Annotated in this window: 22 protein-coding genes; 7 read left to right on the top strand and 15 right to left on the bottom strand. The window is 65.8% G+C overall.

Going from position 1 to position 23,472, the window contains the following annotated elements; translation table 11 throughout:
- The first annotated feature begins 28 nt into the window (after positions 1 to 28).
- From IAE56_RS00540 to IAE56_RS00550, 3 genes are all read left to right on the top strand, one after another.
- The gene (locus tag IAE56_RS00540; protein WP_200751041.1) at positions 29 to 922 is read left to right on the top strand and encodes an SDR family oxidoreductase; all 894 of its coding nucleotides are present in this window, start codon (positions 29 to 31) and stop codon (positions 920 to 922) included.
- Positions 923 to 1,203: 281 nt separating this feature from the next.
- Positions 1,204 to 2,745: a histidine kinase famiy protein gene (locus IAE56_RS00545; protein ID WP_325167152.1), complete on the top strand. Its 1,542-nt coding sequence runs from the start codon at positions 1,204 to 1,206 to the stop codon at positions 2,743 to 2,745.
- A 123-nt stretch (positions 2,746 to 2,868) separates the two neighbouring features.
- Positions 2,869 to 3,345: a hypothetical protein gene (locus tag IAE56_RS00550; RefSeq protein WP_200751043.1), complete on the top strand. Its 477-nt coding sequence runs from the start codon at positions 2,869 to 2,871 to the stop codon at positions 3,343 to 3,345.
- Positions 3,346 to 3,385: 40 nt separating this feature from the next.
- On the opposite strand, the gene glgX is transcribed toward IAE56_RS00550, so the two are convergent.
- A complete protein-coding gene (gene glgX / locus IAE56_RS00555; RefSeq protein ID WP_200751044.1) occupies positions 3,386 to 5,530 on the bottom strand; it encodes a glycogen debranching protein GlgX in 2,145 nt (714 codons plus the stop codon).
- A 611-nt stretch (positions 5,531 to 6,141) separates the two neighbouring features.
- Here glgX and IAE56_RS00560 point away from each other — a divergent pair.
- A complete protein-coding gene (locus IAE56_RS00560; RefSeq protein WP_200751045.1) occupies positions 6,142 to 6,549 on the top strand; it encodes a BLUF domain-containing protein in 408 nt (135 codons plus the stop codon).
- On the opposite strand, the gene IAE56_RS00565 is transcribed toward IAE56_RS00560, so the two are convergent.
- The gene (locus tag IAE56_RS00565) at positions 6,534 to 7,622 is read right to left on the bottom strand and encodes a serine hydrolase domain-containing protein (RefSeq protein ID WP_200751046.1); all 1,089 of its coding nucleotides are present in this window, start codon (positions 7,620 to 7,622) and stop codon (positions 6,534 to 6,536) included. The two genes, IAE56_RS00560 and IAE56_RS00565, sit on opposite strands and share 16 nt — an antisense overlap.
- Positions 7,623 to 7,778: 156 nt before the next feature.
- Between IAE56_RS00565 and IAE56_RS00570 the strand changes: the two genes are divergently transcribed.
- Entirely contained in the window at positions 7,779 to 8,423 is a 645-nt protein-coding gene (locus IAE56_RS00570; protein ID WP_200751047.1) for a DUF6058 family natural product biosynthesis protein, read from the top strand.
- A gap of 129 nt (positions 8,424 to 8,552) precedes the next feature.
- Here the strand turns inward: IAE56_RS00570 and IAE56_RS00575 are convergent, their stop codons facing one another.
- Both IAE56_RS00575 and IAE56_RS00580 read right to left on the bottom strand, forming a co-directional pair.
- On the bottom strand, positions 8,553 to 9,851 hold the full coding sequence (locus IAE56_RS00575; RefSeq protein WP_200751048.1) for a chloride channel protein: 1,299 nt from the start codon (positions 9,849 to 9,851) through the stop codon (positions 8,553 to 8,555).
- A gap of 171 nt (positions 9,852 to 10,022) precedes the next feature.
- Positions 10,023 to 11,396: an EAL domain-containing protein gene (locus IAE56_RS00580; RefSeq protein WP_200751049.1), complete on the bottom strand. Its 1,374-nt coding sequence runs from the start codon at positions 11,394 to 11,396 to the stop codon at positions 10,023 to 10,025.
- Between the two features lie 312 nt (positions 11,397 to 11,708).
- Here IAE56_RS00580 and IAE56_RS00585 point away from each other — a divergent pair, with 312 nt between their 5' ends.
- Positions 11,709 to 12,269 carry a fasciclin domain-containing protein gene (locus tag IAE56_RS00585; protein ID WP_200751050.1) on the top strand — a complete coding sequence of 187 codons (561 nt, stop codon included), beginning with the start codon at positions 11,709 to 11,711 and terminating at the stop codon, positions 12,267 to 12,269.
- 55 nt (positions 12,270 to 12,324) lie between these two features.
- Here the strand turns inward: IAE56_RS00585 and IAE56_RS00590 are convergent, their stop codons facing one another.
- From IAE56_RS00590 to IAE56_RS00615, 6 genes are all read right to left on the bottom strand, one after another.
- A complete protein-coding gene (locus IAE56_RS00590; RefSeq protein ID WP_200751051.1) occupies positions 12,325 to 12,750 on the bottom strand; it encodes a hypothetical protein in 426 nt (141 codons plus the stop codon).
- A 46-nt stretch (positions 12,751 to 12,796) separates the two neighbouring features.
- Entirely contained in the window at positions 12,797 to 13,462 is a 666-nt protein-coding gene (locus tag IAE56_RS00595; RefSeq protein WP_234455804.1) for a carboxymuconolactone decarboxylase family protein, read from the bottom strand.
- A gap of 76 nt (positions 13,463 to 13,538) precedes the next feature.
- The gene (locus tag IAE56_RS00600; protein WP_234455805.1) at positions 13,539 to 14,018 is read right to left on the bottom strand and encodes a cupin domain-containing protein; all 480 of its coding nucleotides are present in this window, start codon (positions 14,016 to 14,018) and stop codon (positions 13,539 to 13,541) included.
- A gap of 37 nt (positions 14,019 to 14,055) precedes the next feature.
- Entirely contained in the window at positions 14,056 to 15,267 is a 1,212-nt protein-coding gene (locus IAE56_RS00605; protein ID WP_200751052.1) for an MFS transporter, read from the bottom strand.
- Positions 15,267 to 16,301 carry an alpha/beta hydrolase gene (locus IAE56_RS00610; RefSeq protein WP_200751053.1) on the bottom strand — a complete coding sequence of 345 codons (1,035 nt, stop codon included), beginning with the start codon at positions 16,299 to 16,301 and terminating at the stop codon, positions 15,267 to 15,269. Before IAE56_RS00610 ends, IAE56_RS00605 begins: the two co-directional genes overlap by 1 nt.
- Positions 16,302 to 16,314: 13 nt before the next feature.
- A complete protein-coding gene (locus tag IAE56_RS00615; protein WP_200751054.1) occupies positions 16,315 to 17,370 on the bottom strand; it encodes an NAD(P)-dependent alcohol dehydrogenase in 1,056 nt (351 codons plus the stop codon).
- Positions 17,371 to 17,495: 125 nt separating this feature from the next.
- Here IAE56_RS00615 and IAE56_RS00620 point away from each other — a divergent pair, with 125 nt between their 5' ends.
- On the top strand, positions 17,496 to 18,392 hold the full coding sequence (locus IAE56_RS00620) for a LysR family transcriptional regulator (protein ID WP_200751055.1): 897 nt from the start codon (positions 17,496 to 17,498) through the stop codon (positions 18,390 to 18,392).
- A 36-nt stretch (positions 18,393 to 18,428) separates the two neighbouring features.
- On the opposite strand, the gene IAE56_RS00625 is transcribed toward IAE56_RS00620, so the two are convergent.
- The 5 genes from IAE56_RS00625 to IAE56_RS00645 all read right to left on the bottom strand — a co-directional run bounded on the left by IAE56_RS00625 (position 18,429) and on the right by IAE56_RS00645 (position 23,300).
- Entirely contained in the window at positions 18,429 to 19,382 is a 954-nt protein-coding gene (locus IAE56_RS00625) for an alpha/beta hydrolase (RefSeq protein WP_200751056.1), read from the bottom strand.
- Between the two features lie 112 nt (positions 19,383 to 19,494).
- Positions 19,495 to 19,824 (bottom strand): hypothetical protein, encoded by a 330-nt coding sequence (locus IAE56_RS00630; protein ID WP_200751057.1) that lies wholly within the window; start codon positions 19,822 to 19,824, stop codon positions 19,495 to 19,497.
- An 85-nt stretch (positions 19,825 to 19,909) separates the two neighbouring features.
- Positions 19,910 to 21,553, bottom strand: coding sequence for an MFS transporter (locus tag IAE56_RS00635; RefSeq protein WP_200751058.1), 1,644 nt, complete (start codon positions 21,551 to 21,553; stop codon positions 19,910 to 19,912).
- Positions 21,547 to 22,878, bottom strand: coding sequence for an alginate export family protein (locus IAE56_RS00640; protein WP_200751059.1), 1,332 nt, complete (start codon positions 22,876 to 22,878; stop codon positions 21,547 to 21,549). Before IAE56_RS00640 ends, IAE56_RS00635 begins: the two co-directional genes overlap by 7 nt.
- 80 nt (positions 22,879 to 22,958) lie before the next feature.
- On the bottom strand, positions 22,959 to 23,300 hold the full coding sequence (locus IAE56_RS00645; protein ID WP_200751060.1) for a hypothetical protein: 342 nt from the start codon (positions 23,298 to 23,300) through the stop codon (positions 22,959 to 22,961).
- Positions 23,301 to 23,472 lie beyond the last annotated feature (172 nt).

Below are 23,472 nucleotides of genomic sequence, written 5' to 3' on the forward strand. Positions count from 1 at the left end.
CTCCCCCGCCCCACGATAAGGATTGACCATGAATGATCGTCTGAAAATGCAGGACCCGCGCAGCCAGTATCCGCAGCCCCCCTTCCCCGCCCAGCCGCAGCCGGTACCGGGCAAGGCGGCAGACATGGACCCTGTGCCGGACCACGGCGAAACCAGCTACCAGGGTTCGGGCAAGCTGAGCGGACGCCGGGCGCTGATCACCGGTGCCGACAGCGGCATCGGGCGAGCTGCAGCCATCGCTTACGCCCGTGAGGGGGCTGACGTTGCCCTGTCCTACCTGCCGTCCGAAGCCTCGGACGCGGAGGAGGTCTTTGCGCTGATCAAAGCCGAGGGTCGCAAGGCGCTGGCGTTGCCGGGTGACATCACCGACCCGGAGTGGTGCAAGGCACTGGTTGAGCGCACGGTGGAAGCGTTCGGTGGCCTCGACATCCTGGTGGTGAATGCGGGCCGCCAGCAGTACCGGGAAAGCATCGCCGAGCTGAGCGCGGAGGACTTCGACAAGACGATGAAGACCAACCTCTATGCCATGCACTGGATCTGCCAGGCAGCCGTTCCGCACCTGCCGCCGGGCTCAGCGGTCATCACCACTGCTTCGGTGCAGGCGTATGACCCCTCGGCGATCCTGCTGGACTACGCCACCACCAAGGCAGGCATCGTCGCCTATACCAAGGCTCTGTCGGCACAGCTGGTCGAAAAGGGAATCCGCGCCAACGTGGTTGCGCCGGGTCCGTTCTGGACCGCGCTCCAGTCTTCCGGTGGGCAGCCGACCGAGGCAGTGACCAGGTTCGGCACCCAGGTGCCGATGAAGCGCCCGGGCCAGCCGGTGGAAATCGCGCCGATCTATGTGCTGCTGGCCAGCCAGGAAGGCAGCTACCTGACCGGTGAAGTGTTCGGCGTAACCGGCGGTGCAGGTATTGCCTGACCAGTTGCGGAGGCGCAGGCAATCGTCTGCGCTTCCGCGCAGGGCTAGCATTCTGTAGTGATCGAGTGAAGCCCTGAAAGTGCTTTCTGAATTGTTAATGATGAACGCGGTCACAAATTTCTGGTTGTGGCATCGTGTGCGACTTCAAACGCTCCAGCGGTTGGACGGAGCAGATTCCCCGCTGCTAAAGGACGTGCGTGTCGAACGATCAATTCAAGGGCTTTCCATCCCCCTCGGTCAGAAGCCATCAGCAAGCGGCCGTAGGTGACAAGCGCTCGGACATCTTCTTCAGCGCCGTGGAAACCACGCGGATGCCGATGATCATCACCGACCCGCACCAGCCCGATAATCCGATCATCTTCGCCAACCGGGCCTTCGTAGAGATGACCGGCTATGAGCGTGACGAGCTGCTTGGCCGCAACTGCCGGTTCCTGCAGGGACCGGAAACCGACCCTGATGCGATCGCCGAGATCCGCGAAGCCATTGCTGAGACCCGCGAGGCGGCGACCGAGGTTCTGAACTACCGCAAGGACGGTTCGACCTTCTGGAATGCGCTTTTTGTGTCGCCGGTGTTCGATGACGACGGCACGCTGGTGTACTTCTTCGGCTCGCAGCTGGATGTATCGCGCCGGCGTGATGCAGAGGATTCGCTTCGCCAGGCACAGAAGATGGAAGCCCTTGGCCAGCTCACGGGCGGCATCGCGCACGACTTCAACAATCTGCTGCAGGTCATGTCCGGCTATCTGGAGATGATCACCGGGACGTCTGACAAGGAGCTTCCGTCCGACAGCTTCGTCAGGCGCGCCGCCACCCAGGCGCAGTCCGCCGCCAACAAGGCCGCGGTGCTGACCCAGCAGCTGCTGGCGTTCTCGCGACGGCAGAAACTGGAAGGCCGTACGGTCAATCTGAATTCCCTCGTGTCCTCCACGGTGGAGCTGGCCGCGCAGCGGGTCGGTGCGGACGTGGAGCTGCAGATGAACCTCGCCCCCGCGCTGTGGAACTGCAGGATCGATACGACCCAGGCCGAGGTGGCCATCCTCAACCTGGTCATCAATGCGCGCGATGCGCTGAAGGGTCGCCCGGACCAGCGCGTGCTGCTGAGTACGCGAAATGTGGAGGTCTCCAAGGCTGCGGCCGCCAACGAGCTCGATCACCTGCCCGCAGGTCGTCTGGTCTGCATCTCGGTGCAGGACAACGGCAGCGGGATGTCGCCCGACATTGTTCGCCGGGTGATGGACCCGTTTTTCACCACGAAGGAGGAAGGCGAAGGTACCGGGTTGGGCCTGTCGATGGTCTATGGCTTCGTCAAGCAATCCGGCGGCACCGTGCGGATCGCCTCTGAGCCAGGCGCCGGCACCACCGTCAGCCTGTACTTCCCTGCCACGACCGATGCGCTGACCAAGGATGCCGCGCCCTCCAATATGGCCATGGATCGGGGTGGCAGCGAGCGCATCCTGATTGTCGAAGACCGAGATGATGTCGCTGAACTGGCGCAGATGCTGCTTGAAGCCGGCGGCTACCAGACCCGCATCGCCAACGATGGGGCATCGGCGCTGGCGCTGCTGGAACAGGGTGAGGTGTTCGACCTGCTGTTCACCGATCTGATCATGCCCGGCGGCATGAACGGCGTACTTCTTGCCCGCGAGGCCAAGCGCCGCCTGCCGAAGCTGAAGGTGCTGCTGACGACGGGCTATGCCGAAGCCGGGATTGAACGTACAGATGCAGGTGGTTCGGAGTACGAGGTGCTGAACAAGCCCTTCAACCGGCAGCAGCTGTTGCGCAAGGTGCGCCTGGTTCTGGAAGGGCCGACCGGCGTTGGTTGAGTGATCATGCAATCTGCGTGGGGCAACCTGCGCTGAACTCCGGCACCGAAGTCCATTGCAAGCGCGCCGTGCGGCACCCACCTGATATTTGCGCCCGAGCATGGGCGCTCTCAGGAGAAATACATGCCGCACCATGAAAAGATCGCCTTGTCCGGCGTTGTTGAACACGTGTTCGCCCACCGCTTCACTCTGCTCGCGGACGGCCAGCATTACCTGGCCGATCTGGGCCCGAAAGGCGCTGAAGCTTTCGCCATCAAGCCCGGCTTGGCCGTCACGCTGGAGGGCGAACGTCGCCCTTCGGAGATCAAGGTACTCAGCATTGCCCGCACCGGTGGCAAGCGGGTGCAGATCGAGCACAAGAAACCGCACCATGGGCCGGGCCATCATGGCGAAAAGCACCTTCAGGCAGATCCGGCCCTCGTTCTGGCTGCCGTGAAACAGGCAGGCTGGACATCTGCAGGGCAACCGCAGCGTCACCCCAAGCACTTTGAAGTGCTGGCCCGCCAGAAGGGTGGCGACTGGATGGAGCTGCACGTGGACTTCGCCGGCGGGATCTACAAGCAGAAGCCCGCCGCTGCGGACAAATGGGATATTGCGTAAACAACAGAAGCCCCGCGAAAGCAGGGCTTCTTTGCATGGCTCAGCCGGCTGCCGCGGCCCCGCAACGGAAGACGGTGAGACTGCGCGGTGGGGCGAGGAAGTGACCGGCGCCCAGCACGTCCTGCTCACCCGCAAGCCCAGCATCGGTGGACAGCAGCATCGACCAGCTGAGCGAGGCCCCCTCGTCATCAGGGAGCGCGAAATCCACACCCTCGTGGTAGGCGTTGATCACCACCAGCAGGCTGGCGTCGCTGGCATGCTCGCGCACGCCAGATGCCTGTGCCCTGCCCTCCAGCAGCAGCCCGACCGAGCGCGCACCCGCGTCATTCCAGTCCTCATCGGTCATCTCCCTGCCTGTGGGATTCAGCCAGGTCAGGTCGCGTACATCGGCCTGTTCGTTGTACTGGCCGTTGAGGAAGCGGCCGCGGGTCAGGATCGGATGGCTTTGGCGCAGGGCCAGCACATCGCGGACGAACTGGGCCAGCCGGCCCTCGGTGGTGTCGCGTTCCCAGTCAATCCAGGCCGTGTCGTTGTCCTGGCAATAGGTGTTGTTGTTGCCGCCCTGCGTCTGCGCGCGCTCGTCGCCGGCCAGCATCATCGGTGTACCCTGCGAAAGCAGCAGCGTGGCCAGCAGGTTGCGCATCTGCTGCTCGCGCAGCGCGTTGATACCTGGATCGTCGGTTGGTCCCTCGGCGCCGTGGTTGCAGGACGAATCGTTGTTGGAGCCATCACGATTCTCTTCGCCGTTGGCATCGTTGTGCTTTTCGTTGTAGCTGACGAGGTCGTTGAGCGTGAACCCGTCGTGCGCCGTGATGAAGTTGACCGATGCCCACGGCCGGCGGCCGCGTCGGTCGAACAGGTCCGCCGAGCCGGTCAGCCGGGTAGCAAACTCGGCAAGCTTGCCTTCGTCACCCTTCCAGAAGCTGCGCGCGGTGTCTCGGAACCTGTCGTTCCACTCTGCCCAGCCCGGCGGGAAGTGCCCGACCTGGTAGCCGCCGGGGCCGCAGTCCCACGGCTCGGCAATCAGCTTGACCTGGCTGAGCAGCGGATCCTGGCCGACTGCATCGAGGAAGCCGCCACGCTGGTCGAAGCCCGTGGGCTCCCGCCCCAGAATGGTCGCGAGGTCGAAGCGGAAGCCGTCGACGTGCATTTCCTGCGCCCAGTAGCGCAGGGAGTCGCAGACGAAGCGGATGGCCTGCAGGTTGCTCAGGTTGAACGTGTTACCAGTGCCGGTATCGTTGATGTAGTAGCGCTTGTCCTCGGCCAGGCGATAGTAGCTGGCATTGTCGATACCCTTGAACGACAGCGTCGGACCGAGCTCGTTGCCTTCGGCGGTGTGGTTGTAGACCACGTCCATGAAGACCTCGAGGCCTTTCGCGTGCATGGCCTTGACCATGTCGCGGAATTCGTCGCGGTGGCCACTCGCCAGATAGCGGCGCTTGGGCGCGAAGAAGGCCAGCGTGTTGTAGCCCCAGTAATTGCGCAGGCCCTTTTCCAGCAGGTAGTTGTCGTCCAGATAGGCGTGGACCGGCAGCAGCTCCACGGCGGTCACACCCAGGCCGTGGATGTAATCCAGCACGGCAGGCTGGGCGAGGCCGGCACAGGTTCCACGCACGTCCGCGCCTACCTCGGGATGGCGCTGGGTGTAACCGCGCACGTGGGTCTCGTAAACGACCGTGCGGTTCCAAGGCGTGAGCAGGCGCTCATCCCCTTCCCAGTCATAGGTGTCTTCCACCACCACGGCTTTGGGCATGAACGCTGCGCTGTCACGTTCATCAAAGCTCAGGTCACCGTCGGGGTGGCCGATGGTGTAGCCGTAAAGCTCATCCGCCCAGGTCAGATCGCCATCGATCTCGCGTGCGTAGGGGTCCAGCAGCAACTTGTGATGATTGAAACGGTGGCCGTCGGCCGGGGCGTACGGTCCGTGCACCCGATAGCCGTAGCGTTGGCCGGGTTTTACCTCGGGCAGATAGCCGTGCCAGATCTCGTTGGTGTACTCGGGCAGCTCGATGCGCTGCTCGTTGCCCTGGTCGTCGAACAGACACAGCTCGACTTTGGTGGCGTGCGCGCTGAAGAGCGCGAAGTTCGTGCCTTGGCCATCGAAAGTGGCGCCTTGGGGGAACGGACGCCCTTCGCGGACGCGGGACGGGGTGGCGTAGCGTGTGGATCTGACCTGGTCGCGCATGGGGGATGCTCTGTGTTCCGGTTGCGGGCTTGCAGCCGGGGAGTCGGGAGCATCCCGGTCCGTCTGTAGAGGCCGTGTGGCGGCGGCATCACGCGGATTTGCAGTGGATCCAGATTGCTGAAGATTTCAGGATCCCGATTCTCCCGATGCCGATGGACGCCCAGAGGTGGGCAGGCTGTCAAAGACGCCCTGGCCTATGGCCTGGCGATTGCTGCAATGGGTGCAGCTGATCACGGCGCCACCGGAAATCGTGGTCAATCCAAGGGGCTCGCGCGCGACGAAGTCGCTGTCGCAGGTATGGCAGTGTGCGTGCACCTGGACGATACGTTGTCCGGCCCCGCGCTCTGTATCCCCGCATTCGACGCGATCCAGTCGAAACCGGCCTGTTTCGCCGGCTGCACCGCAGCTGTAGTATCCCTCTCGTTCGCACATATGATGTCCAGCCGTGATGTTTGGCGCAGCATCCCGGTTATGGGGAGAACGTGGCGTGCTGCATCGTTGATCCCCGTGTGAAACCGGGTGGAGCGAAAGCGGACCGTTGAACGGAAATAGACAAGCGTGGCCAGGCAGGAAGGAGTACCTTGATTCCTCGAACCTGACCGGACTGATCCATGCTACGTGCTGTTGCCTATCGAAGCTTCGCTGTGCCGGGCATTGATGCCCCCCGCCTTGAACGCATCGTGCACGGCGCCCAGCGCTTCAACCGGATGGCGGGCGTCACCGGTGCAATGCTGTTTGATGGCGCACGGTTCCTTCAGTACGTCGAAGGGCCAGTGGACGGCATCGAGGGTGCCATCGGCCGTATCAGGGCCAGCAGTGCCCATGAGCGTCTGCATATGCTGGGTGACAGTGTGATCGAAACCCGTCGATTCCCAGCCTGGGATATGAGCTGCCTGATGCAAACCAATACCGTACTCGATCGCCTGTTCGTTGCGCCTTGGGGAAGCATGGACCGTTCGCTGGATCCCGCAGGTAACCCGGTCGGCGGTCTGCTGCTTCTGCGTCAGTTGCTGGGATGATCCTCGACCGGTAGAGGCAGATCGACGTTCTCGCCGTATGCCAGTCCCACGATCGCGGCGAGAGCGTCATTGGTAGGGATGCGCTCGCCATTGGTGGAATAGGCGATGGCCGTGCCGTCATCCGGGTTGTAGATGACCCGCGAGTGCGAGCCCAGCACATCGCCGCCATGGCCGAGGAAGTGGCGCTCGCCATAGGGAAATGCTGCCAATCCCCTGCCCCACCCCTTGCCGGGCGAAGGAATCATCTGCTGCAGCGATGCCTGGCGGAGGATCTTCTGCTGGAAAAGGCCGGTGATCAGCTGGTTCAGGTCATGGGGTGTGCCTGCGATATCTCCTACCCCCACGACATTGGAGTAGTCGATGTCCTTGATGGCGGCCCAGCCTCCCTTATACGCATAGGAGAGGAACCTGTCGGGCTGGGGAATGCCGGCTGAAACAAAATTTCTGAGGCCCAGTGGTCCTGCAATGTCCTGGGCCACCATCTCGGCGTAGGTGCGACCGGATTGCTTCTCAAGGATCATCCTCAGCAGCAGGTACGCGGAATTGGAATAGGCCGTGTCCTGCCCCGGCGCAAATGAAACGCCCTGCTCCCTGATCTCATCAAGAATCGCCGGCTCGCTGACCCTGCCCAGCACCCAGACCGTGCCGTCCTTGATGGCGAAGTTTCCCAGGCCGCTGGTGTGCTCGAGCAGATTGGCGATGGTGATTGCCTGGGCCGACGGCATGTCCGGGAACCACTTCGAGAGCCGGTCATCCAGACTGAGACGCCCCTCTTCAATCAGTTTGAAGGCGAGGATCGCCGTGACCATTTTGGTGACGGACGCGATTTGATACTTGGTGTCGGCGCTGTAGCTGACGCCCGTCAGCTGCTTCTGGCCGAAGCTGCGCGCGTAGACCTCACGGCCATGCCTGAAAATGGACACGCTGCCGATACCGGCGTTGCTGTCTTCCACCTGGTCGAGGAATGCGTTGAGCCGTTCCGCGTGCACCGCCTGCGATGCTGCGGGCGCGGCGCCGACTGCACCGGCAAGCAGGAGCGCAGGGAGAAGCAGCAGGGCGGCCAGTCTTTTCATGGTGCTCGCTTTGGGGGCGGCGGATGCCGCGCAGAGTTGCTGAATGTACGCGCAAACGGGTTCCGCAGAGCATACGGTGTTGAAGTGTCGCCTCCGGCCGCACGCAGCGCCCTACACTCTTGAAGCAGCACTTTCACTGCCACGCCTGAGCGCCCCATGCCCTTGAAGACCTATCTGCACACGCATTTCGTCACCAAACCCGCACTTGCCGCGTTGTGCAATGTATCCGGGGAACGGCTCGATGCGCTCATCACCCGCGGCGCCGCGCCTCAGGCCACCTACGTCTGCGGCAGCGGCCGTATCCGCTCCGCCGTGTTCGGTGAGCTCCCCGCGGATGAAGGTATCGAGGGTGAGTACTTTCGCCCTGAGTATGCCCGGTGGATCAGCATCGCTGACGCCGCTCCTCCCGGCCATGAGCGCGACGCACTGGTCACAGCGCTGTGCAGGGAGCTGGAGGCAGCGCTTGCCCCTGCACTGGATGATCCGGCCCTGGCCAGCCAGAAGGCACAGGCCTTCCTTCCGTACTTCTTCAACGGCACCTTCGGTCTCTGTGTCGCAGATCCTTCCTCGGGTGCAGGCATCGCGGAGAAGGAGCTGTTGCAGGAGCGTCTGGTGGAACTGACCGGAAATGGCAGCAGGGTTGCGGACACGGCTGACGAAAACCACAAGCTGCTGGCGCTGATTGACGCCTATGCCCGGTCGTCCATGCCCTTCTCGCCTGCCGAGTACCCCCGTAGCAGCAGGAAGCGGCTGGTGGATGATCTGCGCCTGAAGGTGCGGACCGCTACCGAATCGGTGTAATGGCTGCGTTCGCAGTCCATGGGCCGAATAGCGGCTCTATTCGGCTCACCGGATGAGCCGAATACCTATTGCCCCGCCCTAACCCTATTGAGAATGCGGGCAAGGACGAGTCCCCGCTCGGGCGGGGCCTCATTTCACAAGCAGCTGCTCGGCCATGCCGCGATAGATCGGCACGGGGCAGACCAGCCCGGACACGGCGCGGGCGATCAGCACCGTGGCCAGGATCGGCAGCAGCAGGTCACCGCTGTCGGTCAGTTCAAGCGAGATGACCGCCGACGTCAGCGGCGCCTGGGTCACGCCGGTGAGATAGGCGCACATGCCCAGCAGGACAAACGCGCGTGGGTCGACCGCGGGCATCAGTGCGGCCAGGTTGTGGCCGATGCCGGCGCCCACGGCCAGTGCCGGCGAGAACAGGCCGCCGGGAATGCCCGCAATGTATGAGGCCAGGTTGGCGAGCAGTTTCATCAGACCAAACTCGTGGCCCACCTCGGCGTGGCCCTGCACCAGGCTGCGTGCCTGCTCATAACCGGTGCCATACGCACCATCGCCGAATGCCGCAGCCAAGCCAACCACCACCAGCCCGCAACCTGCGGCGAGGAGCACCGGGTGCCGTTGCCGCAGCGTGCCCAGCCAGCGCGGGCGACCGGCAACACTGGCAAGCACCATGCGGGCGAACACCCCGCCCAGCAGACCGGCCACCACCCCGCACATCAGAATGGCCAACCAGGCCTGGCCCAGCGGCATGCGCGCGGTCACGTGGCCGAAGTAGGTGTAATTGCCCAGCAGGCCCAGCGAAACTACGCCGCCCACGATGACCGCGGTCAACAGCGTGCCCGAGAACCGGTGCTCGAAGCGCCCGCTCAACTCTTCAATGGCGAACACGATGCCCGCCAGCGGGGTGTTGAAGGCCGCAGCGATACCGGCCGCACCGCCTGCAAGCAGGAAGTGCGACAGCTCCTTCGGGTCCTTGAAGCCGAACCAGCGGCCGAACAGATACATCAGGCTGGCGCCGACGTGGACGGTGGGCCCCTCGCGGCCGACCGATGCGCCACCGAGCAGCGAAAGCGAGGTCAACAGGAGCTTGCCGGCGGAAACGCCGGGCGAGAGATTGATCTGCCGGAAGGTCTCATCGGGCTTTTCCAGCGCGGCGATGACCTGGGGAATGCCGCTGCCCCGGGTCGGGCGCAGGGCGCCGCTCGTCAGCCAGGCCAGTAGCGCGAAGATGCCCGGCGTAAGCAGCAGCGCCCACCACGGCGAGTGGTCGATGGCGCGCTGGAACAGGCCGACCGCTGCATCGCTGGCCTTGGCGAACAGGATGGCGACCAGCGCGACGGCTACTGCGCCGATCCACAGCGCGGCGCGGCGACGCCAAGCCTCGCTGCGCAGGTGGCCGGCCAGAGAGGCCTGGATGCGGCGAAACGGGTTCATGCGGACCAGTATGGTCAGTCTGGCGGGCCCGGGAAAGCTGCCGCCGTGGCGGATGACCTTGCGGCATGCGGCGGCTGGGCCGGGTTCGGCTTGCGCACCGGCATTGCAGGTGTAGAGCCGAGCCTACGCTCGGCTGCTCAACACAATAAGCAGCCGAGCACGGGCTCGGCTCTACAGGAGCGATGTGTCGAGCAGGCTCAACTCTACCCGCGCGTTGATCCACTGCTCTAGCGCGTCCTTCGGCATCGGCTTGGCAAAAAGATAGCCCTGGAAGTGATCACAACCCAGACCCACCAGCAGGTCACGCTGCGCGCTGGTTTCCACGCCTTCGGCCAACGCGCTCATGCCCATCACCTGGGAAATCTCCACGATCTTGCCCAGCAGGTGCTGCGCGCGCTCCTGGGTGGTGGCCTCGTCAACGAAGTTGCGGTCGATCTTCAACTTGCGTACCGGCAGCGTGCGCAGCGTGGACAGGCCGGAGAAACCGGTGCCGAAGTCGTCCAGCGCCCAGGTCACGCCGAGTGCTTCCAGCGCCTTCATCTTCTCGATCGTTTCAGCGGTCTCCGCCGACAGCGCGGACTCGGTCAGTTCCAGCTCGATCAACGACGGGTTTACCCCCGCATCGCGGATGACGGCGCTGATGGCTGCGACGAAGCCGTCGTCCAGCAACTGGATGGGGCTGATGTTGACCGCGACCCGCAGGTCGCGGGTCTCTGCCTGGCCAGACCACTGCGCCAGCAGGTCGCAGGCCTGGCGCAGCACTTCAAGCCCGATGTCACGGATCGCGCCGCTTTCCTCGGCCTGCGCAATGAACGCACCCGGCGGCAGCAGCTCGCCCGACGGACGCCGCCAGCGCACCAGCGCTTCCACGCCGGTCACCACGCCATTGCCGCGCACCTGCGGCTGGTAGTGCACTTCGATCTCACCGTTGCGCACTGAACGGCCGAGCTCGCGCTCCAGGCGCAGCCGGTTGCCGATGTCCTTGCGGTAGATCGCAAAAATCGCGGCCAGCAGGGTCATCGAGATGACCGTATTGGAGCGGGCGCCCCACACGCGCACTTCGATTGGCGGCGAGGTGCCGGGGGCCAGGAAATCCAGCGCGCCGATGGCAAACGCTGCGAACGTGGCCAGGCAGACCAGCGGGAACACCAGTGAGCCATAGCGCTCGCGCGCATCGAAGGTGAAAGCTGCACCCGCCGCAAGCGGCAGCAGGAACAGGTGCCCCGAGCGCGGCACCCAGGCAATCGGGGCATCGATCACCGCCACGCCCACCACGGACAGGAAGACGCCATGGGCGACGATCAACAGGGACGTGGCATCGGCACGACGGCTGCGGGCCAGGGCGAGAACGCCGACCGCCATTACGCCAAGGAAGGGCGCGGCCAACTCGGCGCGGTCAACGTAGAGGTAGCACGCCGTCCAGCCCAGTCCCAGGAGAATGCATGAGACGCCGGCCAGCTTCAAAATAGTGCCGATCTTCCTGCGGCGCGGTGCCTCCTGGAACTTCGGCAGGCCCTGCCATTTCCGCGCTGCTCTGTTGGGCATCTACCGAAGCATCCTCTTGGCATCCGGAGCGCGCGTGGTCGCGCCCCGGACGAAGGGTAGCAAAGCCCGCGCCCGGGCCAAATAGTGTCGATTTTCTGGCGCGGCCCCGCCCTGCGCCCGCTGATTCTCGTCACGCCTCGTCAACGTCGTTGAACCATTCAAAAGACGCTTGAAATCCGCCGCATCCAACCGGCCTCGATGACACGTAGAGGTAGGCACAACGCGCTGCAACAGCTGCCACTGGCGCGTTATCCGCAGGCACCCCTGCATTCATCAAGAGGCCAAACGGCCTCGTCCAGTGAGGATACGAACATGCGTAGCCAGATCCAGCGTCTTGCCATTGCCGCGGGTATCGCGGTCGCCTGTACCGCACCTGCAGTGTTTGCCGCCGACAACCCGATGGTGGGCGGTGCACCGATGTATGCCAACAAGACCATCGTGGAAAATGCCTCCACGGCCAAGAACCTCAGCACTCTGGTGGCTGCGGTGAAGGCTGCCGGCCTGGTCGATACGCTGAGCGGCAAGGGCCCGTTCACCGTGTTCGCACCCGCCAACGAAGCCTTCGAAAAACTGCCGGCCGGTACCGTGGATACGCTGCTGAAGCCTGAAAACAAGGCCAAGCTGACCAAGCTGCTGACCTACCACGTGGTATCGGGCACCTACACCTCGACCCAGCTGACCGCCGCCGCCCGCAGCCACGGTGGCACCAGCACGCTGAAGACCGTGCAGGGCGAGCCGCTGACGGTGAAGCTGCAGGACGGCAAGGTTTGGGTGATCGATGCCAAGGGCGGCAAGGCCTCGGTGACGACCGCTGATGTCATGCAGTCCAACGGCGTGGTGCATGTGGTCGACAGTGTGTTGATGCCGAAGTGACACCTGCCGGCGGGGCCCATGCTCATGCATGGGCTCTGCTCTTCGGCAACCGCGCTCAGTGCGCCTGCTGCGGCCGGCGCGCGTCCAGTGCTTCCTTGATGCGTGCAATATCGCGTCCGCCCGCGTCGGCAAGACGACGTACCTGCTGCCGCTCTTTCGGCGGCAACGGCGCTGCCTGATCGTGCGGGGCGGCTTCCACCAACCTGGCCACCGCTTCGCGCAACGGCAGCTCGGGGTACAACCGCGCGGCACACCAGCGCTCGGCGAAGCGTTTGCCCTGGCGGATGCTGGCGGCACGCACATCCTTGGTCTGCCACATCTTCTGCCCCTTCATCCAGAGCCGGACGCCCGGCCGCCCGTCCGGAATGACCGCAGCCACCTCGCGCGCGTTCCACCACAGCGCCCAGCGCTCGCCGGTCTGCACCCAGCCGGATGGGGTGGGTGCGCGCTGGAAGCCGTGATGTGCGGAGGAGGTAAGCATGGCCCAGAGAATACGGAGGGCGGTCTCACGGTCTGCGACGTCTGCGCTACGGCTGCATTTTCCGCTGCAGCGCCTGCCGGACCCGCTGCGCCGGCACCGCATCCACGCGCGCCTCCAGGGTGTCCGCCAGCTCGGCCAACGCGCCCTGCTCGACGCCGATGTTCATGCTCATCCCGATATGGGCGAATACCTGCGCCTCCGCGCCCTCGATCATGGACAGCATGCTGAGCGTTGCCAGTTCGCGGCTCTGCCAATCCAGGTTGTCGCGCACGAAGAGGTCGCCGAACAGGTGGGTACGCAGGTACGTATTGGCCTCGGGCGCGAAATCGAACAGCGGACCCGCCACCGGGGCACCCGCCAGCCGCGTCTGGTTGTCCGTGCCGACCTTCAACAAGACCTCGCCCTGCGGCGCGGCTGTGCTCGGTTGGCGCCCGGGGTCGTCGTGCAGGCCACGCGCCGCGCGTGCCTGCACGACCTCCATCAACTGCCCCAGTGCGTTGAGGCTGCGGGGAAAGCCCGCGTAGGCGTACAACTGCAACAGCACCTCGCGCACCTCACTGATGCTGAGGCCCGCATCCAGTCCCTCGTTCAGCGCCGGCTTCAGGCGTTCGAGATTGCCTGAGGCCGCGAACGCTGCAATCGGAACCAGCGCCTGCTGCCGGGGGCTCAGCGACGCAAGGGCCGGCATTTCGTTACGGGTCGGGTTATTCATGGGCAATGGCTCCCGTGCGTTCGTGGCGGGCAGCCCCGCCAGGATGAGGGTGGCGAGCAGCAGCCACGCGGTGGTTCTAGCGGGCGTTGTACTGCGCATCGTCCACCTTCTCCATCCACTCCACGTTGCGGCCGTCGATCGTGCCGGTCACGGCCAAGTGGGTCATGGCGGTACCGGGGGCGGCGCCGTGCCAGTGCTTTACGCCCGGCGGGCACCAGACAACGTCGCCGGGACGGATGACCTGTACCGGCTGGCCCCACTCCTGCACCAGCCCCACCCCGCTGGTGACCAGCAGCCGCTGGCCGGCCGGATGAGTGTGCCAGGCCGAACGCGCGCCCGGCTCGAAGGTGACCAGGCCGCCGGATGCAGGAATGCCGCCCTCGGCCGGCCAGACCGGATCGATCCGCACGCGGCCGGTGAAGTACGCCTCTGGGCCGGGCTGCGACGCCTGCTCGCCAGCGCGGGCGATGGTCTGCTGGCCCGCGTCGGCTGCGTCGGCATGCGCGGCAGGCAGCGCGGTGGCGCCAAGGGCGAGCATGAGGAAGGGAGTGTTCATGGTGTTGGCTCCTGCGTGGAGGATTCAGCCTGAACGTTCAGGCGGGCTCGGATTGACTGCGGGTTACATGTGGCGACAGCCGGCGTTGACCCGCCGCGGTGCGCCAGGCCAGGACGGCGGCCACGCCAAGGACGCCGGCGCTGGCGGTAAAGGTGCTGCCGTGGCCGCCGTGGTCGTACAGTGCGCCGCCCAGAGTGGAGCCCACTGCGATGGAGCACTGCACGACCGCCACCATCAGGCCGCCGCCGGCCTCGGCGTCGTCCTTGAAGGTGTCCGCCAGCCAGCTCCACCAGCCCACCGGTGCGGCGGTGGCGAGCAGGCCCCACACCGAGAGCAGTGCGGCCACCGGCCAGAGCTTGGCGCCGAACGGCACCAGCAGCACGGCGATGGCCGCCATCAGCATGGGAGTGGCCACCAGCGTGCGGTACAGCCCGTGCGCGAGTGCGCGGCCGACCAGTACGGTGCCGATGAAACCGGATGCCCCGATGGCCAACAGCACCATCGATACCGCGGTGGCGCCCGCGTGGGTGACGGTTTCCAGGAACGGACGGACATAGGTGAACAGCGCGAACTGGCCCATGAAGAAGGCACCACAGGCGGCCATGCCCCATCGCACCGGCCGGCGCCGCAGCAGTGCCAGCACGTTGCCTGGCGCGGCGGCGGTGCGTGCAGGCATGCGCGGCAGGCTGGCCCACTGCCAGGCGAACGCCAGCACCGCGACCGGAAGCAGGCACAGGAACGCACCGCGCCAGCCGATGATCCCACCGAGATAGCTGCCCAGCGGCGCCGCGACCACCGTGGCCAGCGCATTGCCGCCGTTGAAGATGGCCAGGGCCCGTGGGACCTGTGCGGGGGGAACCAGGCGCATGGCGGTCGCCGCCGACAGTGACCAGAAGCCGCCGACGACCACGCCGATGAGCGCGCGCCCGGCCATGTACTCCGCGTAGCTGTGCGCTGTGGCCACGACTACGCCGGACACCGCCATCAGCGCAGTGAGCAGCAACAGGACCGTACGCCTGTCCAGCCGCCCTGCCAGGCGCGGAATCGACAGGCTGGTGAGCACGGCAAACGCGCCGGAGATGGCGATGCCATAGCCCGCCAGCCCCTCGCTCACCCGCAGATCGGCGGCCAGCGGCGTGAGCAGGCTGACCGGCATGAACTCCGAGGCGATCAGTGCAAACACGCACAGGGTCATCGCGAAGACGCCACCCCAATGTGCGCGTGCCGGTGCGTTCTGGGCGTCGGCCATCACGGTGCCGCCAGTCCCTTCTGGAAGAACGTGGCCAGCCGGGTGAAGGGAATCAGCTGGGTGCGGTCGTAGAGGTCCACATGCCCTGCCCCTTTCACCCAGTAGAGCTCCTTCGGCTCGCCCGCACGGCGATACGCGTCTTCGCTGAACTCACGCGAGTGGGCCTGGTCGCCGCTGATGAACAGCATCGGGCGCGGCGCGATGGTTTCGATATCGTTGAACGGATAGAAGTTGAGGAACTTCACCAGACTGCTGAACAGCGGCATGGTGGTCTGGTCCGCCTGCTGCCCCGGCGGGGTGTAGGCGCCCCGCGGGGTCCGGTAGAAATCGAAGAACTCACGCTGTACGTCCGGCGTATCCGCGCTGATCTCGGTGACCGTGCCCGGCACATAACGTGGTTGGGCACCATTGAATTCCGCCTGGCGCTGTTCGATGGCGGACTGGATCATCGCCTGGCGCTGGGCAAGGCTCTGCGATGCATTGAGGCCGTTGCGCATGGCCGCGCCCATGTCGTACATGCTGACGGTGGCGATGGCCTTGATGCGCGGATCGATCTTCGCCGCGCTGATCACGAAGCTGCCGCTGCCGCAGATGCCCAGCGCGCCGATGCGGCGGGCATCAACGGTCGACTGGGTCGCCAGGAAGTCCACGGCTGCACTGATGTCATCGGCGTAGATCTCCGGCGCGACCATATGGCCCGGTGCCCCTTCGCTCTCGCCCCAGAAGGAAAGGTCGATGGCCAGGGTGACGAAGCCCTGCTCGGCCAGCCTCTGCGCATAGAGATTGGAGCTCTGCTCCTTCACCGCGCCCATCGGGTGGCCGACCACGATGGCCGGGTACTTCGTGCCGGGTGTGCGGTCCTTGGGCAGGAACAGGTTGCCGGCCACCTTCATCTGGTACTGGTTGTGGAACGTCACCTCCTGCGAGGTGACGCGCTCGCTGCGGTAGAAATTGTCGGCGCCGCGGGAGAGGTCCTGCGCGGATGCTGTCATCGAGCCGGCCAGCAGGCCGGCAAGGAGGAGGAAGTGCTTCATGGTCGGGGTCTCTTCAGGCCGAAAGCGTGGCGGTGTCCATCACGAAGCGGTACTTCACGTCGCCCTTGAGCATGCGTTCGTAGGCGTCGTTGATCTCATCGGCACGGATCAGCTCGATATCGGCGACTACGCCGTGCTCGGCGCAGAAATCAAGCATCTCCTGCGTCTCGGCGATGCCGCCGATCATGGATCCGGCCAGCGTGCGGCGCTTCATGATGAGGTTGAACACCGCCGGCGACGGATGCGGGGTTGCCGGTGCACCGACCAGCACCATGCCGCCATCGCGCTTGAGCAGGACCAGGTAGGCGTCGAGATCGTGTGGGGCGGCCACGGTGTTGATGATCAGATCGAACGATTTCGCGTGCCCGGCCATTTCGTCCGCCGAACGGGACACGACCACTTCATCGGCACCGAGCGCCAGGGCCGCTTCGCGCTTGCTTTCCGAGGTGGTGAACGCCACGACGTGTGCACCCAGCGCATGGGCCAGCTTCACGCCCATGTGGCCCAGGCCGCCGATGCCGACGATGCCGACCTTGCTGCCCGGCCCGGCGTTCCAGTGCTTCAGCGGTGACCACGTGGTGATGCCGGCGCACAGCAGGGGGGCGACGGCGGCCAGCTGGTCTTCCGGATGGCGGACGTGCAGCACGTAGCGCTGGTGCACGACGATCTGCTCCGAGTAGCCACCGAGGGTATGGCCCGGCGCGTCGGCGGTGGCGCCGTTGTAGGTGCCAACCATGCTGTCGCAGTAGTTCTCCAGGCCATCGCCGCAGTCCTGGCAATGCCGGCAGCTGTCGACGATGCAGCCGACGCCGACCAGATCGCCCGCTTTGAAGCCCTGCACCTGGGCGCCCACGTCGACCACGCGGCCGACGATCTCGTGCCCGGGCACGCAGGGGAACAGGGTGCCGGCCCACTCGGCGCGGGCCTGGTGCAGATCCGAGTGGCAGATGCCGCAGTAGGCGATGGCGATCTGGACGTCATCGGCGCCGGGTGCGCGGCGGCTGATATCGATGGCTTCAAGGGGGCGATCGCCCGCGTGGGCGCCGTAGGCTTTGACGGAGAGGGTCATGGCCGGTGCATCCTGGGATGGGGAGTGGTCACCATTCTGACCAGACCCCATTGCCTTGATTAGCCAATGGAACCTTTTAGGGTCTATTAGCGCTCCTAATCAATTCGTCATGCCACACTGGCCCCATGGCCAGACGCAACCTCAACGATCTCCTTGCCTTCGTCACCGTCGCCCGGGAAGGCAGCTTCACCCGCGCGGGGGCCGTGCTGGGGGTCTCCCAGTCGGCGCTGAGCCAGGCCATCAAGGCGCTGGAGGAGCGGCTGCAGATCCGACTGCTGACCCGCACCACGCGCAGCGTCTCGGCCACGCCCGCGGGCGAGCGCCTGCTGGAGGCAATCGGAAATCGCTTTGATGAAATCGAGGCCGAGCTGGATGCGTTGACCGAGCTGCGCGAGAAACCCGCCGGCACCGTGCGCCTCACCTGCGGCGACCACGTGCTGCGGACAGTGCTGCTGCCGCGGCTGCTGCCACTGATGCAGCGCTACCCGGACGTGAACATCGAATTCGACGTGAACTACGGCCTGCGTGACATTGTTGCCGATCGCTTCGATGCCGGGATCCGCCTGGGCGAGAGCATCGACCGCGATATGGTCGCACTGCCGATCGGGCCACCGCTGCGCATGGCCGCGGTGGCGACGCCGGACTACTTCAACCGGCACCCGGCGCCGAAAGTGCCGGCTGACCTGACTGCGCACAACTGCATCAACATGCGCTTCCCCACCACTGGCGGCCTGTACGTCTGGGAATTCGAGCGCCGCGGCCGACAGGTGAATGTGCGGGTGGATGGACAGGCGACCTTCAACAGTTCGCCGCACATCGTGCTGGCAGCGCTGCAAGGCCTCGGCATCGCCTTCCTGCCCGAAGAAGAGTTCGCGCCGCACCTGCAGGAAGGGCGGCTGGTGCGCACGCTGCAGGATTGGTGCCCGCCCTTCTCCGGCTACCACCTGTATTACCCGAGCAGGAAACAGCACTCCCCGGCTTTTGCGCTGGTCATCGAGGCGCTGCGGGTTGCGGCCGATTGACAGACCGGGCCCCGGCAGAACCGGGGCCCCTGTCGCTTACTTTTCCTGCAGGAAGGTCAGCAGGTCCTGGTTGACCTTGTCCTTGTGGGTATCGGTCAAGCCGTGCGGCGCACCCGGGTACACGATCAGCTTCGCACCCTTGATGAGCTTGGCCGACTGGCGGCCGGAGATGTCGATCGGCACGATCTGGTCGTCATCACCGTGGATGACCAGGGTCGGCACGTCGAACTTCTTCAGGTCGGCGCGGAAGTCGGTGGCCGAGAACGCAGCGATGGAGTCGTAGGTGTTCTTGTGGCCACCCTGCATGCCCTGGGCCCACCAGGCGTCGATCAGGCCCTGCGAGACCTTCGCACCCGGGCGGTTGAAGCCGTAGAACGGGCCCGACGGGATGTCCTTGTACAGCTGCGCGCGGTTGTCCATCTGCGCCTTGCGGATGCCGTCGAACACTTCGATCGGCAGGCCGTTGGGGTTGTCGGCGGTCTTCAGCATGAAGGGCGGCACCGAGCTGATCAGCACGGCCTTCTTGACCCGGCCGGTGCCGTGGCGGCCGATGTAGCGCGCCACTTCGCCGCCACCGGTGGAGAAGCCGACCAGGGTCACGTCGTGCAGGTCGAGGGTGTTGATCACCGTGGCCAGGTCGTCGGCGTAGTGATCCATGTCGTTGCCATCCCAGGGCTGGCTGGAACGGCCGTGGCCGCGACGGTCATGCGCGATCACCCGGTAGCCATGGTTGGCCAGGAAGATCATCTGCGATTCCCAGCTGTCCGAGTTCAGCGGCCAGCCGTGGCTGAAGGTGACGACCGGGCCGTCCTTCGGACCCCAGTCCTTGTAGTACAGCTGCACGCCATCGGCGGTGGTGATGTAGCTGGCGGTGCGCGCGATGCTGGTGACGGCGGCCGGCGTGGCCGGTTCGGCAGCCTGGGCGGACAGGCCGGCCTGGACCGACAGGGCCAGCGCGGCAGCGGCCAGGGTGCGGGTGATCGTTTTCATGGGGGAGCTCGCTTGGGTGGGTGGTGTGGGACGTACTTTGCGCCGATGCTCGGGCGTTTCGGTGATGTATGGTCCGTAATACTTGATAAAGCGTCTTGCACCGATGTGCGGATCAGCGCCGCGTGCAGGCGGCTGCATCGCAACCACTGGCGGCGATGCGCCCCCTCTCCAGCACCAGGATCCGGTTGGCCGCCCACAGCGCGCACGACATCGCGATGCAGGTGCAGCCGGCAGGCGCCTTCGGCTTTTCCCAGAGCAGTTCAAAGTAGCCTTCGCCGATCCGCCCGCGGATGGTGCCGGCGTCTTCGTGGTGCACCGACCCACTGCAGGTCAGCCCACGGTGCAGGCCCCAGGTCTGCAGTTCGGGCAGTGACTTCGAGCGCAGCGCTTCGTCGACCAGCTGCGTGAGGCCTGTGGATGAGTGGATTGCCAGGGACTGCATCGGAGAATTCCGGAAGGGCTCATGTGCGCAAGGCGTCCATTGGGGCGCCCTGCGGTCTAACGCATTGCTGCAGACAACGGCGTTGTCAGATGTCCTGGTGGTGGTGTGCCAGCGGGGTCACCGGTGCATCGCCGCCGCCCACGAAGTGGCGGACCACGGGAGCACGTTCGCCCTTGTGCAGTGCCCGCAGCGCTTCCTGGATCTGCTTGTCGTCGGCGGTGATGCGTTCGTGCTGGCGCAGGTGTTCCAGCCAGGACGCCGCAACGAAATACTCCAGGTGGATGTCCGGGCTGGCGACATCCTCGACCACACCCCAGACCACCGCACCATCGCGGCGGCGGATGATGCCCAGCTGATGCATGTGCTTGTGGAAGGCCGCGCGGTCTGCATCGTCGATGCGGTACTCGAGGGTGACCAGCACCGGGCCGCGATCATGCGAGACGGCCACCGACAGCTCCGGTGCGGGCCAGTGCCCGGCCGGACGCAGGTTCAGTTCCTCGGTGCCGGCAATGCGCACGCGCCACACCAGCAGGCCACCGACCGCCGCACCGATGGCGGCCACCAGCAGGGCCAGCTCCGGCGAGGTCTGCTGCGCCAGCGCGCCCCAGCTCAGGCCACCGGCGGCCATGCCGGCCGAGAAGATCATGATGTACAGCGCCAGGGCGCGCGCACGCACCCAGGCCGGCACCGACGTCTGCGCTGCGATCTGCAGCGAGGACAGCACGGTGATCCAGGCAAAGCCATTGATCATCATCACCGGCGGCAGCAGGTACCAGCTGCGCAGCAGCGCCAGGCCCACCAGGCTGCCTGCCAGGGCGAGCGTGGCCAGCAGCACCAGCATGTCGCGGTCGAGTTTGGCACGCAGCTTGGGCAGCAGCAGTGCGCCACCGACCGCGCCGATGCCGATGCAGCCCAGCAACATGCCGTACTGCCCTGCCCCGCCGTGCATCTGGCCGCGCACCACTACCGGCAGCAGCGCGTTGGCGGCGGCGGCAAAGAAGAAGAAGCCGACCGACTTGATCAGCACCGCCTGCAGCTTGCCGGCCTTGGTGGCGTAACGGATGCCTGCCTTAAGGCCGGCACCGAAGCCTTCCGGCGGCAGGCTGGACGCGGTCGCGTCGCGCTTCCACGCCCACACCACCGCCAGCATGGCGGCAAAGGTGATGGCGTTGAAGGCAAACGCGTACATGGCACCGAGCTGGGACACGATGACGCCGCCGATGGCCGGGCCGATCGAGCGCGCGATGTTGATGCCGATCGAGTTGAGTGCCACCGCCGACGCCAGCATCGGCTGCGGCACCAGTTCGGACACGATCGCGGCCTGGGCCGGCATCGCCATCGCCGCGCCGCAGCCCATGCAGAACGTCAGCAGTACCAGCAGTTCCGGGCTGAGCATCTGCAGGTGGGTCAGCACGGCCATCACCAGTGCTACCAGCAGCATCCAGCCTTGGGTGAATATCAGGTACCTGCGGCGGTCGACGATGTCGGCAAGCGTGCCGGCGGCCAGCGCCAGCAGCACGATCGGCACCGTGGTGGCTGACTGCACCAGGGCCACCATCAGCGGCGAGCCGGTGCGCTCGGCCATGACCCAGGCCGCAGCCACGTCATTGACCCAGGTGCCGATGTTGCTGGCCAGGATGGCCAACCACAGCGATCGGAACATGCCGATCTTCAGCGGGGACCAGGCACCGGCCTGGGAAGAGTTCTGTGATGCGGCTGCAGTCACCATTGCCATGCTCCAACGATTGAGGCGAACAGCGTGTCCTGGCCGCCGGCCTGCTTCAGTGCAGGACCCGCATCCATCCAGGCCAGCTGCAGCTGCCATTGCCAGTGTTCGCTGGCCTGCCAGCGTGTTTCGGATTTGTATTGATTGCCGATGCGACGGGGGCCGCCTGCCGTACCGGGCAGTGCCACCAGCGGCGCCGGCGTGGTGTAGACCGCGTCAGCGCGACGGTGCTTCCAGGCCAGCTGCACGCCCAGTTCGGTGGTCACCTTTTCATGCAGGCGCAGGGCCAGCGTGGGTTGGATGTCCATCAGGTTGGCCGGCGCCAGCAGGCTGGCTTCGCTGAAGTACGCCGACTTCGGGTACAACGCGTTGAACGTGCCCAGGCGACCATCGTGCAGGTTGCCATCGCCGCTGGCGATATCCGCCTTGACGCCCAGCCGCGGCTGCAGCGGCACGTTCTGCCACTGCCAGCCGGTGTCGGTGGCGACCGTCCAGGCACGGATGTCCAGGTCGGCCGCCGCCGTACGCAGTTCACCGCCCTGGGCGACCAGTTCGGTGTTCCAGTCCAGGGCGCCTGCATGGCCGAACCAGCGCGCACCCACGGTCTGCCGGCGCTCGATGCCGCTGCCGGCGGCGAAGCGGCCTGCCTCCCGGCGGTAGTCGAGCAGGTACAGGTCCCACTGGCCCGGGCCGTGGCCGGGGGCGGTGGTGGCGTAGGCGCCCCACAGATGCGCACCGTGCTCGCCACGGTCATCGAAGGCACCGGGGCGGTTCTCGACCGCGCGCAGCGCCATCAGGTCCAGCTTGCCCAGGCGACCGGCCCAGCCGACGCGTGCACCGTCGAACGCAAGGCGGATGTTCGGCCCGTCTCGCACCGACAGCAGCCGCGAGCTGCCATAGCCGGCTTCCTGACGGCCGAGCTGCACGTGCATGCCGTTGTTTTCCCAGCGCCAATAGGCCTGCTGGATGTCCAGTGCGCCGCGGTCGGTCTTGCCCGGGCCGCCGGCCTTGCCCTCTTCGGCATGGGCGCCCAGCTGCAGCATGGCCTGCCAGTTGTCCTGGCGGTACCGCGCCGATGCGAGGGCGCGCAGCAGTCCATAGCCGTCCTCGCTTTCGCCGATGCCGAACCGGGTCGGGTCGTAGTACATGCCGCGCAGGCGCAGCGAGGCATCCAGCTGCAGCTGGCCATCGCCGACGTCGGTGCAGGCGCCGCCATCACAGGCCAGGGCCAGTGACGGCGTGGCCAGCAGGGCCAGGGGCAGAAGTACCGCACACTGGCGGGCAGCCTTCGCTGGCCGCGTGGCTTCGGAGGGAACGGTGTGGGCCATCGACCGCAGGGGTTCGTGGGGGCAGCACAGCTTGACGGTGCTTCGCGTGGCGGCGTAGCCCTGTTGGATGGCCGCGTTGATTACTCTTTCGGGTTACGTGCGGCGCCAACCAGGTCGATCACGCGCCGGCCAAAGGAGCAGGCATCGAGGGAATACGCGCCCGGCCCAAGCAGCAACAGGCCCAGCGGAAGCAGGACCAGAGCGGTCAACGGCCCGCTCCAGAGCATCACGCCGGTTGCCAGCAGCAAGGCGAACAGGGTGAGCCATCCGGCCGCGACCAGCGCCGAGACCAGCAGCGAGACGGCGGTGTGCCACGGGTCATCGCCGATCGACAGGCACAGCGACGCGGCCAGGCACAGGCGCATCCAGAGCAGCCCGATGCCGGGCGCCCTGTCAGGGAACATCACGTAAAGCCGCTGCAAGATCGCTCCCCCTGAGCCATGAAGCGCATTAGTAGCCGGTGTAATCGGTTTCCGCCTGCCCCGAACGGGGTATATCGCGCCCATGCGCGGCACCGGCAGCTACTGCCAATGCGTTATGGCTGCCCTCTGCAACCGGGTGCTAAGCTCGCCCCGCTCCTGCTGGCTGGCCGCT

This window comes from Stenotrophomonas sp. S41, from assembly GCF_016624625.1.
In the GTDB taxonomy this organism is placed as follows: Bacteria; Pseudomonadota; Gammaproteobacteria; order Xanthomonadales; family Xanthomonadaceae; genus Stenotrophomonas.